The sequence below is a fragment of the Streptomyces griseosporeus genome (assembly GCF_014656055.1).
Classification (GTDB): Bacteria; Actinomycetota; Actinomycetes; order Streptomycetales; family Streptomycetaceae; genus Streptomyces; species Streptomyces griseosporeus.
The window spans coordinates 242461-255458 of record NZ_BNBR01000008.1 but is presented as its reverse complement, the minus strand read 5'-3'; the positions used below and the strand labels follow the sequence as shown (position 1 = coordinate 255458).

The following is a 12998-nucleotide window of genomic DNA, read 5'->3' as shown; positions in this document are numbered from 1 at the left end:
GGCGTGATCGATATCAGCGAGTCCGTGATGCAGTTCCTTCTGGCGTTCGTCGTCGTCGGCCCGCTCCTCGGCGCGGCCGCCGCTCTCCTGCCGGCCCCTCCCGGACTGAAGGGGAAGTCGCCCGAGCAGGCCGTCCTCCGGCACGGTGTGACCGTGACCGGCGCGGTGCTCATCGCCGCGATCGTCCTCGCGCTCGGCTTCGACCACGGCCACCCGTCGAGGATGCAGGCCACGACCGACATCAGCTGGATCCCCGCACTCGACGTGCGGATCCACCTGGGCATCGACGGCATCTCCCTCCCCCTTCTGGTCCTGACCGCGCTGCTGACCTTCCTGAGCGCGCTGTACTCCTACTTCAAGATGCCTGCGGGGCCGAGCCCGAAGGCCTTCGTCCCCCTGCTGCTCGTCCTGGAGTCCGGCACCCTCGCCACCTTCGCCGTCCTCGACCTGCTGCTGTTCTTCCTCGCCTTCGAGATGGTCCTGATCCCGATGTACTTCCTCATCGCCCGCTGGGGCGGCGAGGGCCGGGCCGCGGCCGCCTGGAAGTTCATCCTGTACACGCTGCTCGGCTCGGTCGTCATGCTGCTCGGCCTGCTCCTGATCGGGCTCAAGGCGGGCACGTTCGACATGGTGGCACTCGCCACTGACAACGGCCGGTCGCTGACCACATCCGTGCAGGTCATCGCCGTACTGGCGATCGGGATCGGGCTCGCGGTCAAAACGCCGATGTGGCCGCTGCACACCTGGCTGCCCGACGCGCACACCGCCGCGCCGACCGTCGGCTCGGTCCTCCTCGCCGGTGTCCTGCTGAAGATGGGTACGTACGGGTTCGTCCGGATCCTTCTGCCGGTGGCACCCGACGGCTTCCACACCTTCGCGCCCTACCTCGCCGCCTTCGCCGTGGTCGGGATCATCTACGGATCCCTCGCCTGCCTGGCCCTGGCCAAGCAGGGCGCCAAGGGGGACCTGAAGCGGCTCATTGCCTACTCCTCCGTCGGCCACATGGGCTTCGTCCTCCTCGGCATCGCCAGCACCACCCCGACCGGCGTGAACGGCGCCCTGTTCGCCAACATCGCCCACGGCCTCATCACCGGCCTGCTCTTCTTCCTGGTCGGCGCGCTGAAGGACCGCACCGGCAGCACCGACCTCGACACCCTCGCCGAGGAGACCGGAGCCGCCCTCTACGGCAAGGCGCCCCGCCTCGGCGGTCTGCTCGCCTTCGGCGCCGTCGCCTCGCTCGGCCTGCCCGGCCTCGCCGGGTTCTGGGGCGAGATGCTCGCGCTCTTCGGCGCGTTCCGGCCCGCCGCCGACCTGCACCGGGGCGCGTTCCTCACCTTCATGGCGATCGCCGCGTTCGGCACCCTGCTGACGGCCGCGTACATGCTCGTCGTGGTCCGCCGCGTCTGCATGGGCGCCCTGCCGCAGGACGCGCCGAAGCTGACCGACGTCCACGCCTACGAGTTCGCGGCCTGGACCCCGCTGGTCGCCCTGACCGTCGTCGCCGGACTGTGGCCCAAGGCCCTCCTCGGCCTGACCGACCCGGCCGTGCAGCAGCTCCTCGCAGGAGGCACCCGATGAGCTCCCTGGCCCAGCCGCTGGCCGCGTCCCTGGTCCAGTCCGTCGACTGGCTCGCCATCGCGCCGCCCACCGTCGCCGCGGTCGTCGCGCTCGCCGTCCTCGTCGCCGACCTGTTCGTGCCCGAGGAACGCAAGCCACTGCTGGGGTGGCTGTCGGTGGCCGGCCTCGCCGCCTCCACCGTCCTGCTGATTCCCCTGGTGGACGGCGACCGCTCCACCTTCTGCCTGCCCGACGCCCCCACCGCCTGCAGCTACACCGCGGACCGCTTCACCCTCGTCATCCAGCTGCTCGTCCTCGGCGGCGCCCTCCTCGCCGCCCTGCTGTCGGTCACCGCACTGAAGGACGCGCGCAAACAACTCCCCGAAGGGGAGTTCTGGTTCCTGCTGCTGTCCTCCGCGGCCGGCGCGGCCCTGCTGCCCGCCTCCCGGGACCTCGCGACCCTGATCGTCGCACTGGAGGTCGCATCCCTGCCCGCGTTCGCCCTCGTCGGCCTGCGCCACGGGGACAAGCGCTCCTCCGAGGCGGCGCTGAAGTTCTTCCTGTCCTCGGTCACCGCGACCGCGGTCAGCCTGATGGGCATCAGCTTCGTCTACGCCTCCACCGGCACCCTCTACCTCACCCAGGTCGCCGACCGGATCCAGCACGTCGACGGGCAGCTGCACACCCTCGCCCAGACCGGCGTCGTCCTCACCCTCGTCGGCTTCGCCTTCAAGACGGCCGCCGTGCCGTTCCACTTCTGGGTGCCCGACACCTATGTGGGGGCGCCCCTGCCGATCGCCGCCTACCTGTCGGTCGTCGGCAAGGCGGTCGGCTTCTCCGGCCTCATCCTCGTCACCGTCGTCGCCCTGCCCTCGTACGACGACGTCTGGGGCCCGGCGCTCGCCGCGCTCGCCGCGCTCACCATGACCGTCGGCAACGTCGGCGCCCTGCGCCAGCAGGCCACGCGCGCGTACAGCGCCGTACGGCTGCTGGCCTGGTCGTCGGTGGGCCAGGCCGGCTACCTCCTCGTGCCGATCGCCGCCTCCGCCTACACCGACGACGCCGAACACGCCGTCGGCTCCACCGTCGCGTACGCCCTCATGTACGGCGTCGTGAACCTCGGCGCCTTCGCGGTCTCCGCGCTGGTCGGCCGCACGAGGCTGCTGAACCGCGTCAGCGACTACCGAGGGCTCTACGCGAAGAACCCCCTGGCCGCCCTGCTGCTGGCCTTCTTCCTGCTCTGCCTCGCCGGACTGCCGCCCGGCATCATCGGCCTGTTCGCGAAGGTCACCGTCTTCTCCGCGGCCGTCGACGCGGGCCTGGGCTGGCTGGCCGTGGTCATGGCGGTCAACGTCGTGATCGCGCTGTTCTACTACCTCCAGTGGACGGCCCTGCTCTTCCGCGCACCCGAGGGCGAGCCGGTCAGGCACCGCGTCCCCGCACCGCTGACGGCCGCCATCACCCTGACCGCCGTGCTCGGCATCGCCCTGTCCGGCGCCCCGCAGGTGGTCCTGCGCTTCGCCGACACCGGCCTCTTCTGAGCCTCCGGCCCAGCGCCCACCACCCTGGGCCGTCCCTCACCCGGACGGCCCAGGACCGCCCCGCCCGCACAAGGGAACTAGTGCCCCTCGCCTCGCGTTGACCAGTCAGGGAGGGTCCACTGGACGTGACACCACGGCACCGGTGGCATCGCAGAACGACCAGCAAAGGGTTCCCCTGCCGCACCATTTGGAGGGCGTACCGTGCACCGCCGGCACAACGGGCTCAGGACCGCAGTACTCCTCGGGGGACTGTCCGCACTCATCATCGTCTTCGGCAGTTTCTTCGGCCGTACGGGCCTGATCGTCGCGCTCCTGGTGGCGCTCGGCACCAACGCCTACGCGTACTGGAACAGCGACAAGCTGGCCCTGCGCGCCATGCGTGCCCGCCCGGTGAGCGAGTTCGAGGCGCCCGCGCTGTACCGCATGGTCCGCGACCTCTCCACGCAGGCCCGCCAGCCCATGCCGCGGCTGTACATCTCACCGACTGAGGCGCCCAACGCCTTCGCCACCGGCCGCAACCCGCGCAACGCCGCCGTGTGCTGCACCGAGGGCATCCTTCGCATACTCGACGAGCGGGAGCTGCGCGGCGTCATCGGCCACGAACTCAGCCACGTCTACAACCGCGACATCCTGATCTCGTCGGTCGCCGGCGCCCTCGCCTCGGTGATCATGTTCCTGGTCAACTTCGCCTGGCTGATCCCGATCGGCCGCTCCGACGACGATGACGGCCCCGGCCTGCTCGGCATGCTGCTGATCATGATCCTCGGACCGCTCGCCGCCTCGGTCATCCAGCTCGCCATCAGCCGTTCCCGCGAGTACGAGGCGGACGCGTCCGGCGCCCACCTCACGGGCGACCCGCTCGCCCTCGCCAGCGCGCTGCGCAAGCTGGAGGCCGGTACCCAGCAGCTCCCGCTGCCGCCGGAGCCCCGCATCGAGACCGCGAGCCACATGATGATCGCGAACCCGTTCCGGCCCGGCCAGGGTCTGTCCAGGATGTTCTCCACCCACCCGCCGATGGCGGACCGTATCGCCCGGCTCGAGAAGATGGCAGGTCGTCAGCTGTGAAGACCATCCTGAACGTCATATGGCTCGTGCTGAGCGGATTCTGGCTGTTCCTCGGCTATCTGGCCGCCGGACTCCTGCTCTGCATCACCATCATCGGCATCCCGTTCGGCATCGCCGCCTTCCGCATCGGCGTCTACGCCCTCTGGCCCTTCGGCTACACCACCGTCGAACGCCACGACGCCGGCGCCCCGTCCTGCGTCGGCAACGTGCTGTGGCTGGTCCTCGCCGGCTGGTGGCTCGCGCTCGGCCACATCGTCACCGGGCTCCTGCTCTGCGTCACGATCATCGGCATCCCGTTCGGCGTGGCCAACTTCAAGCTGATCCCCGTCTCGCTGTTCCCGCTGGGCCGCGAGATCGTCCGCACCGACGAGCCGTTCACGGCGTACTGAGAGGCCGACAAGGCCGAGGCGTTGTCCACAAGGGCCCGGTTGTCCACAGGCCGGCCCGGATGTCAGTGGCCCCCCGCATCATGGATGCATGACACACAGCGACCACTCGACAGCAAAAAGCGACGGGCAACCGGGATGCCCCCGACCCCCGAGTGCGGCCTGCCGCTCTACGGGAGCCCGACCCCCTACCGCCGCCCGCGCAACTCCCGCCGCCGCAGCAGCCCTCGCACGCCGTACGCGCCGACACCCACCGCCAGGACCCCCGCACCCACCGCCACCGACGTCATCGGCAGCGAGAACGCCAGCACCGCGCACCCGATGAGGCCCAACGCCGGGACGACCCGCTTCGCCGGCGCCGGGTCGAGGGTCCACGCCGAGGCGTTGGCGACCGCGTAGTACGCGAGCACACCGAAGGAGGAGAACCCGATGGCGCCGCGCACGTCCACCGTCGCGGCCAGCACGGCGACCACCGCGCCCACCGCCAGCTCCGCCCGGTGCGGCACCTTGAACCGCGGGTGCACCACGGCCAGCAGGCCGGGCAGATGCCGGTCCCGGGCCATCGCCAGCGTCGTCCGGGACACCCCCAGAATCAGCGCGAGAAGCGAACCGAGCGCGGCCACCGCAGCCCCCGCCCGCACCACCGGCACCAGCCCGGGCGCCCCCGCGGCCCGCACCGCCTCCGCCAGCGGCGCGCCCGCCTCCCCGAGCCCTTGAGACCCCAGCACGGAAAGGACAGCCACCGCCACGCACACGTAGACCGCCAGAGCGATGCCCAGCGCCAGCGGGATCGCCCGGGGAATGGTGCGCGCGGGGTCGCGCACCTCCTCGCCGAGCGTCGCGATGCGCGCGTACCCCGCGAACGCGAAGAACAGCAGGCCGGCCGCCTGCAGCACGCCGCCCGCGCCGCCCGACGCCCCGACATCCAGCCGCCCCGCGTCCGACTCCCCGGAGGTGAGACACACGACCACCACGCAGGCGAGGACGGCCAGCACGACCGCCACGATCGCCCTCGTCAGCCAGGCGGACTTCTGGATGCCGCCGTAGTTCACCGCGGTCAGCGCCACCACCGCCGCGACCGCCACCGCGTGCGCCTGCGCCGGCCAGACGTACGTACCCACCGTCAACGCCATCGCAGCACAGGAGGCCGTCTTGCCCACCACGAAGGACCAGCCCGCGGCATACCCCCAGAACTCCCCGAGACGCTCACGCCCGTACACATAGGTGCCGCCCGAGGCGGGGTAGCGGGCGGCCAGCCGTGCCGAGGACATCGCGTTGCAGTAGGCGACCACGGCCGCGACCGCGAGCCCGATCAGCAGCCCGGAGCCCGCGGCGCGCGCGGCGGGACCGAGGGCGGCGAAGATACCGGCGCCGACCATGGAGCCGAGCCCGATGACGACGGCATCGCCGACGCCGAGCGTGCGCCGCAGCTCAGCGGCAGGTCCGGGCTGTGTCATGGCACGCACCCTACTGATCGCCGGAACCGGCGGGTGCTGCGGTGACGTCTTCCCGGCCAACAGAGCACGAACGCACGCGCGGTAGAGGCACAGGTCACCGAGAGCCGGATCACGGCGCCGGGACAGCGCCCGCACAGCGCGGAGGGGCAGGTTCACGGCATGGGCGTCATCAGCTGGATCATCCTCGGCCTGCTGGCCGGAGCCATCGCCAAGTTCCTGCTGCCGGGACGCGACCCTGGCGGCTTCGTCGGCACGACGGTCATCGGCATCGCGGGCGCGTTCATCGGCGGCTGGATCTCGGCGCGCTGGCTGGACCACCCGATCAGCAAGGACTTCTACGACGGCGCCACCTGGGCCGCGGCGATCGGCGGCTCACTGGTGCTCCTGATCGCCTACCGCATCCTGTTCGGCAACTCCCGCGACTGACCGCCCCCGGCCGTCCCGGAGCGCGTCGGGCCGTTCGCGACCGCCAGACCCGTCCCTTTCCGCCACACCCGTCCCCGACCAGCAGACGGGAGGGGCGGGCGCCCGCACTCGGGTGCCCGCCCCTCCCGTACCCGGACGCACCGGTGGTCGTCGTCAGCGGTAGTTCACGAACTGCATCGCGAAGTCGAAGTCCTGGCCCTTCAGCAGGGCGATGACGGCCTGCAGGTCGTCGCGGCTCTTGGAGCTGACCCGCAGCTCCTCGCCCTGCACCTGCGCCTTCACACCCTTGGGGCCCTCGTCGCGAATGATCTTCGCCACCTTCTTGGCGTTCTCCTGGGAGATGCCCTCCTTGATCGTGGCGAAGATCTTGTACTCCTTGCCGGACAGCTGCGGCTCACCCGCGTCCAGCGCCTTCAGGGAGATCCCGCGCTTGATCAGCTTGGACTGGAAGACGTCGAGGACAGCCTTCACCCGGTCCTCGGAGTTCGCCTCCATCAGGATCTTCTCCCCGGACCAGGAGATCGAGGCACCCACGCCCTTGAAGTCGTAGCGCTGGGAGATCTCCTTGCCGGCCTGGTTGAGGGCGTTGTCGACCTCCTGCCGCTCGACCTTCGAGACGATGTCGAAACTGGAGTCGGCCATGTCCTGTGGCTCCTTGTATCGGGTGCGGATCGGGTGGGTGTCGGCGTCCGTGGGGGCTGCCGCCGAGCCCGGCGTAGGTCCCGGGCCCCATCCGGACAAGCCTAGCCACCCGCCTCTCGCCAGGTGGAGATCAATGGGGTGGCGAAGCACCCCTGTCCATCGGGTATTGTTTACGTCGTTGCCACGGAGCACCGCCGAAAAGCGGTTCGAGGCAGCACAACCCGGCGGTGTGCCCGAGCGGCCAAAGGGAGCAGACTGTAAATCTGCCGGCTCAGCCTTCCCAGGTTCGAATCCTGGCGCCGCCACGCTGAGGGAAACCCCCTCCGACCTGCTGTAAAGCAGAGCGGAGGGGGTTTCTTCGTATTCGAACACGCAGATTCGAACGATGGTCGAAAAGCAAAGCTTGTCTCACCTGATCTCAGGTGTGACCCGATCCTGATCAGCGCGTGTCCCCCAGACGTCCCCCGGGGGACGCGCTCCCTCAGTGCCATTCCCGCAGGCCAGCCTCAATCTGGCGGTTCGCTCGGTCCTGGGCCTGTGCCAGAACCTTCGCATAGACCCGCAGGAGCACAGCCACGGAGTGACCGGCCCTACGCGCTACCTCCATGGGATCGACCCCGGAGAAGAGCCAGAAGGAGACCCCGGCGCATCGCAGGTCATACGACCGGCGGGGAAGCGGGGACGCCACCTAGGAGGGGGACAGGGCGGCGCTCCGGGCTTCCGCCCAAACCTCTCCGTATCCCGTGTCCTGAATCACACCGCCGCGACTGGTGCGGAACAGGCGCCCATCCGGTGCCGCGCCGAATCGCTCGATGTGCCACCGGAGCATGGCGACGAAGTGCGGCGGGATCGGCACGACTCGCGAGTCCCGGGCGGCCCGGGCCTTTAGGTGGCGCTCTTGGTGGGCCCGGTTGTCGTCTGTCCAGTCGTGGCCGGCATGGACTAAGCCGCCGCGAAGCGTGAGGTGGCCCCACCCGCACTTGGGCAGATGGCACTGTGACGCCTTCAGGCCCACGGCCTCTGCGGGGCGCATGGCGGCGTAGTAGAGGCACCCGAAGAAGGCTTCGAGGTGCGCCCCACGCTCCCCCTGCGCGCGTACCGCTTCGAGTAATTCCCGCACCTGGCGCGGATTGGCGACACTCGCCGGGTCGACTTCCTCCGTGGACTTGGGGCCGTCCACTTCACTGTGGTCAGGGGGTTCACGGGGATGGTGAAGTACCGCCGTTCGACCGCGAGTCCGAGAACGTCGCTCAGGCAGGCTCGCTTGCGACGGGCGGTACGCTCCACCGCCGGGGAGCCGTCGAGCAGCGTCGACAGGGCGTCCAAAGCCGTGCGGAGCGTCGTGGGGTCTTCAAGCGCTGAGATGGCCACCGAGTTCTTCTCCACCCATCGAAGAGCCTCAGCCACTTCGGTGGGAGGCTCTTGGTCCCAACGGCTCTTGTTGTACGCCCAGCCGTACAGAGCCCTGCGGAGCGCTCTGGGCGCTGGGCGTCCGGCCGCGGTCTTCACTAGTGCCGGCGTCAGGGTGGCCAGGGCGTCAGCGTCGTTGCGGCGAGACTTGGCCGGGAGGCGGTCCCATCTGCCGTCCACATATGCCCGGGTGTGCTCGTACCAAGTCACGGAACCGTTCAGCGGGCGGAGTTCCGAGGCGGGCAGGCCCGTCTCCACGTCGAACTGCTCGCCCTTGCGAAGAGCGGTCATCAGCTCGGATCGGCGGCCGTCTGCCTGCGCTTTGACGGTGTAACTCTTGGAGTGCTTCTGAGGGCCGACGAGCCAGCGGACGCGATTGGGCTTCGGGCGGTCTCGGCGGATCTCGATGCTGTAGACGCGAACGTCATAGGTGAGGGGCATTGCTCTCCATGCAGCGAAAGGGCCCGCCCTGGCGAGCGGGCCCGATGGGCGGTGCAGGTTAGGCGGCGTGCTCGGTGCAGCTCTCCCACCAGGCGTCCAGGTCGGCGCGGCTGATGCGGAGCTGACCGTTGGGGAGTTTGCGGAGCTTGGGTGCTTGGCCACGGGCGCGCATCCGGTAGAAGGCGGCGCGGCTCATGCCGATCTCTTCGAGTACTTCGGGGAGCTTGAGCATCTTGGGAGCAGCCAAGGCAAAGACTCCTTCTCAGGATCCGTGGGGGAGGGGCGGCGAACTCTTAAGGCGCTGCGGTGCGCGGGGTGGCCGGGCTGGGTGAGTGTGAAGCTGCCGCCGGGTAACGGGCAGTGCGTACGCATCCACCCCACCGGGTGGGACATCGCCGTCCCCGACCCCCAGGAAGTCCGACAGCTCCGGGGTCATGTGGGAGAGGTTGTCCAGGGCGGTCCTCTGGCCCGCCTGGCGTAGATGGCGCCCGATGTGGCGACGCTCGCGCAGGTCAAGCCGCGCTTGGCCGAGGAGATCCGATCGGTCTTGAAAACCGTCGTGCCTCACGCCACCAGGGGTTCAGATGACGAGTTTGGTGCCTTCGGCGGCCAGAGTCTCGCTACGCTCGCTGTATGCAAAGGGGGCGGTATGACGGGTGTTGAGATCGCAGTCGGTTATGTGTTCGCGTGGGCGGTGCGTAAGGCGCGCCGGGTGGCGGGGCGGGCGGATGCCGAGGTCGATTTGGCTCTCGACGGAGCGATGGACCGTGTCCATGGCGTGGTGGCCCGTCGTCTGGGCAATGATCCGGAGCTGGAGCGGCTGGAGGCCGAGGCGGCAGCTGGCCAGGATGAGCCGAGTTCTCTGACCCGGCAACGTGTCGAGGCCGCAGTCTCCCGGGCCGCGGAAGAGGACTCAGGCTTCGCGCAGGATCTGGAGCAGGCGGTGTCTGCCGTGCAGGAGGCGGCACGATCCGCGGGCAGTGTGGTGGCCGGGGCCTATGGTCTGGCTGTCGGGGGTGATCTGTCGGTGAAGGCGGAGGGAGGTTCCTTCGCGGCCGGTATGGCCAACGTCCGCGACGGGGTGCGGTTGGGAAACCCTCAGCAGCCGGGTACGGGCCGGCCCTGACCGGACCCGGCGAACCAGACGCCCCCCAGCCGGGCGTTCAGGCCCGCAACGGATCACTCGCCGCCCACGAGTTTCGGGCGGACAACGTCTACTTCGGTGCTGCCGGAGCTATGTCCGACCCTGTCCCGGTCACAGTGGCGCCGCCGCTGGGTCTGCGGGATCCGAAGCGTCCTTTGCGGGGCCGCGATGCACTGTTGGGGCGAGTGGAGGCTGGCCTGTCCCTTCCTGGGATCCGGCTGGTGCAGGTGCTGTGCGGGTTGGGGGGCTCGGGGAAGACCACAGTCGCCCTGGAGCTGGCTGCCCGCAGGCTGGCCCGCGCCGAGCAGGTGTGGTGGGTTGACGCACGGCAAGCGACTGGTCTTGAGGCGGGTCTGCGGGCCGTGGCCCGGCAGGCAGGCGCCTCCGAGGACGAGTTGCGGGCTGGGGACACCGCCGACGTGCTGTGGTCGCGCCTGGCCCAGTGCGAGCGGCCGTGGCTGCTGGTGGTGGACAACGCCGACGACCCGGCGCTGCTGGACGGTCCGGGGAAGCTGAGCGAGGGCACCGGCTGGATCCGGCTGCCTCCTGCTGGCCGCGGCAACGTCCTGGTCACCACCCGCGACAGCACTCCAGGGACCTGGGGCGGCGTATGCGCCCCGCACACAGTGCACCCCCTGACCGGCGACGACCTTACGGACGCCGCGCAGATCCTACGCGACCACGCGGGCCAAACGGCTGGATCCCTGGAGGACGCCCGGCGCCTGGCGCGACGGCTCGGTGGTCTTCCCCTGGCCCTGCGCCTGGCCGGCGCCTACCTCGCCGACGCCAACGACGTGCCGGCCCCCTACCGTGGGTCGGATACGCCAGTGGACTTCCGCTCCTACCAGGCCTCGCTGGACCGAGGCCTGGAGCACGTGGACCGGGGCAACGTCATTACCCAGACCTGGGCCATGTCCCTGAAGCTGCTCGATCAGCGCGGCCAGTCCCTGGCTCGGCCCCTGCTGCGGCTGATTACCGCGTTTGCGGACGCCCCGCTGCCGTACACGCTGCTCCTGACCCCGCGCACGCTGGCCGGCGCCGGAGAGCTGGCGCAGCTCGACGGACCCGGCATGTGGAGCCTGCTCACGGCCCTGGCCGGCCTGGGTCTGGTGGACCTAGAGCCCGTGACCGGCTCCGATGCGCTGCCCACGCTGCGTGTGCATCCGCTGGTCCGGGACGCAAGCCTCGATCCCGCGGCACTCGGCACTGCTGTCCAAGCGCTGTACAGCGCGGCGTTCGCCCAGGAGACGGGGATACCAGAGGAGCCGGACTACTGGGAGCACTGGGACCTCTTGCAGCCTCATGCTCTGGATCTCTTCCACCGCGCTACGACGGGCGAACCGCCGGATCAGGCGACCGCAGGCGCGGCAGCCGCAGCGGCGCATCTTGCAGCGCGCCACCTGTTGGTAAAAGGCCTGTACAGGCAGGCTCGCCGGGAGTGTGAGGCCATCCTCGCCCACGAGCGTGACGTCCTCGGCGAGACCCACCCGCACACTCTCACCACCCGGCATGACCTCGCCAGGGCGCTGCATGACCTGGGGGAGGTGGAGCAGGCTCGCGGCGAGTTTGAGGCCATCCTCGCGCACCGGCGTGACACTCTCGGCGAGACCCACCCGGACACTCTCACCACCCGGCACAACCTCGCCAGGGCGCTGCATGACCTGGGGGAGGTGGAGCAGGCTGGCGGCGAGTATGAGGTCGTCCTCGCGCACCGGCGTGACCTTCTCGGCGAATTCCACCCGAGCACTCTCACCGCCCGGCACGAACTAGCCAGGGTGCTGCATGACCTGGGGGAGATGGAGCAGGCTCGCGGCGAGTTTGAGGCCATCCTCGCGCACCGGCGTGACACTCTCGGCGAGACCCACCCGGACACTCTCACCACCCGGCACGAACTAGCCAGAGCGCTGCATGACCTGGGGGAGGTGGAGCAGGCTCGCGGCGAACTTGAGGCCGTCCTCGCCCACGAGCGTGACCTTCTCGGCGAATTCCACCCGAGCACTCTCACCACCCGGCACAACCTCGCCGGGGTGCTGCATGACCTGGGGGAGGTGGAGCAGGCTCGCGGCGAGTATGAGGTCGTCCTCGCGCACCGGCGTGACCTTCTCGGCGAATTCCACCCGAGCACTCTCACCACCCGGCACAACCTCGCCGTGGTGCTGTATGACCTGGGGGAGGTGGAGCAGGCTGGCGGCGAGTATGAGGTCGTCCTCGCGCACCGGCGTGACCTTCTCGGCGAATTCCACCCGAGCACTCTCACCACCCGGCACGAACTAGCCGGGGTGCTGCATGACCTGGGGGAGGTGGAGCGGGCTCGCGGCGAGTATGAGGCCGTCCTCGCGCACCGGCGTGACCTTCTTGGCGAATTCCACCCGAGTACTCTCACCGCCCGGCACAGCCTCGCCGGGGTGCTGCATGACCTGGGGGAGGTGGAGCGGGCTCGCGGCGAGTATGAGGCCGTCCTCGCGCGCGAGCGTGACGCCCTCGGCGAATTCCACCCGAGCACTCTCACCACCCGGCACAACCTCGCCGGGGTGCTGCATGACCTGGGGGAGGTGGAGCAGGCTCGCGGCGAGTATGAGGCCATCCTCGCGCGCGAGCGTGACACTCTCGGCGAGACCCACCCGCACACCCTCACCACCCGGCACAGCCTCGCCGGGGTGCTGCGCGACCTGGGGGAGGTGGAGCGGGCTCGCGGCGAGTATGAGGCCGTCCTCGCGCACCGGCGTGACACTCTCGGCGAGACTCACCCGCACACTCTCACCACCCGGCACAGCCTCGCCGGGGTGCTGCGCGACCTGGGGGAGGTGGAGCGGGCTCGCGGCGAGTATGAGGCCGTCCTCGCGCACCGGCGTGACACTCTCGGCGAGACTCACCCGCACACCCTCACCACCCAGCACAACCTCGCCGCCCTTCAATAACCTGGCACGGT

10 protein-coding genes, 1 tRNA gene and 1 pseudogene are annotated in these 12998 nt (G+C 70.0%); 8 read left to right on the top strand and 4 right to left on the bottom strand.

Annotated features, from left to right (window positions below; all coding sequences use genetic code 11):
• Positions 1-3: 3 nt before the first annotated feature.
• From IE308_RS32595 to IE308_RS32580, 4 genes are all read left to right on the top strand, one after another.
• Complete coding sequence (locus tag IE308_RS32595; protein WP_190220636.1) at positions 4-1578, top strand: NADH-quinone oxidoreductase subunit M; 1575 nt, start codon at positions 4-6, stop codon at positions 1576-1578.
• Positions 1575-3098 carry an NADH-quinone oxidoreductase subunit N gene (locus IE308_RS32590; protein ID WP_190220635.1) on the top strand — a complete coding sequence of 508 codons (1524 nt, stop codon included), beginning with the start codon at positions 1575-1577 and terminating at the stop codon, positions 3096-3098. Before IE308_RS32595 ends, IE308_RS32590 begins: the two co-directional genes overlap by 4 nt.
• A gap of 201 nt (positions 3099-3299) precedes the next feature.
• Positions 3300-4163 (top strand): zinc metalloprotease HtpX, encoded by an 864-nt coding sequence (htpX, locus tag IE308_RS32585; RefSeq protein WP_110629767.1) that lies wholly within the window; start codon positions 3300-3302, stop codon positions 4161-4163.
• Entirely contained in the window at positions 4160-4552 is a 393-nt protein-coding gene (locus IE308_RS32580) for a YccF domain-containing protein (RefSeq protein ID WP_110629768.1), read from the top strand. Before htpX ends, IE308_RS32580 begins: the two co-directional genes overlap by 4 nt.
• A 185-nt stretch (positions 4553-4737) precedes the next feature.
• On the opposite strand, the gene IE308_RS32575 is transcribed toward IE308_RS32580, so the two are convergent.
• A complete protein-coding gene (locus IE308_RS32575; protein ID WP_190220634.1) occupies positions 4738-6006 on the bottom strand; it encodes an APC family permease in 1269 nt (422 codons plus the stop codon).
• A gap of 159 nt (positions 6007-6165) precedes the next feature.
• On the opposite strand from IE308_RS32575, the gene IE308_RS32570 reads away from it, so the two are divergent.
• Positions 6166-6432 carry a GlsB/YeaQ/YmgE family stress response membrane protein gene (locus IE308_RS32570; RefSeq protein WP_110629770.1) on the top strand — a complete coding sequence of 89 codons (267 nt, stop codon included), beginning with the start codon at positions 6166-6168 and terminating at the stop codon, positions 6430-6432.
• Between the two features lie 153 nt (positions 6433-6585).
• Here the strand turns inward: IE308_RS32570 and IE308_RS32565 are convergent, their stop codons facing one another.
• Positions 6586-7074 carry a YajQ family cyclic di-GMP-binding protein gene (locus IE308_RS32565; protein ID WP_190220633.1) on the bottom strand — a complete coding sequence of 163 codons (489 nt, stop codon included), beginning with the start codon at positions 7072-7074 and terminating at the stop codon, positions 6586-6588.
• 223 nt (positions 7075-7297) lie between these two features.
• Between IE308_RS32565 and IE308_RS32560 the strand changes: the two genes are divergently transcribed.
• A tRNA-Tyr gene (locus tag IE308_RS32560) sits at positions 7298-7379 on the top strand.
• Between the two features lie 176 nt (positions 7380-7555).
• Here IE308_RS32560 and IE308_RS32555 read toward each other — a convergent pair.
• Together IE308_RS32555 and IE308_RS32550 are read right to left on the bottom strand one after the other, a co-directional pair.
• Positions 7556-8925, bottom strand: a pseudogene (locus IE308_RS32555) (tyrosine-type recombinase/integrase).
• A 58-nt stretch (positions 8926-8983) separates the two neighbouring features.
• Positions 8984-9172 (bottom strand): helix-turn-helix transcriptional regulator, encoded by a 189-nt coding sequence (locus IE308_RS32550; protein WP_190220632.1) that lies wholly within the window; start codon positions 9170-9172, stop codon positions 8984-8986.
• Between the two features lie 234 nt (positions 9173-9406).
• Between IE308_RS32550 and IE308_RS32545 the strand changes: the two genes are divergently transcribed.
• A complete protein-coding gene (locus IE308_RS32545; protein WP_190220631.1) occupies positions 9407-10051 on the top strand; it encodes a chromosome partitioning protein in 645 nt (214 codons plus the stop codon).
• Between the two features lie 203 nt (positions 10052-10254).
• Positions 10255-12987, top strand: coding sequence for a tetratricopeptide repeat protein (locus tag IE308_RS32540; RefSeq protein ID WP_190220630.1), 2733 nt, complete (start codon positions 10255-10257; stop codon positions 12985-12987).
• Positions 12988-12998: the final 11 nt, after the last annotated feature.

Excerpts from the sequence above, each read along its gene's own strand:
- IE308_RS32590 (WP_190220635.1), top strand. The coding sequence starts at position 1,575 with ATGAGCTCCCTGGCCCAGCCGCTGGCCGCGTCCCTGGTCCAGTCCGTC.
- IE308_RS32575 (WP_190220634.1), bottom strand. The coding sequence starts at position 6,006 with ATGACACAGCCCGGACCTGCCGCTGAGCTGCGGCGCACGCTCGGCGTC.
- IE308_RS32545 (WP_190220631.1), top strand. The coding sequence starts at position 9,407 with ATGGCGCCCGATGTGGCGACGCTCGCGCAGGTCAAGCCGCGCTTGGCC.
- IE308_RS32570 (WP_110629770.1), top strand. The coding sequence starts at position 6,166 with ATGGGCGTCATCAGCTGGATCATCCTCGGCCTGCTGGCCGGAGCCATC.
- IE308_RS32565 (WP_190220633.1), bottom strand. The coding sequence starts at position 7,074 with ATGGCCGACTCCAGTTTCGACATCGTCTCGAAGGTCGAGCGGCAGGAG.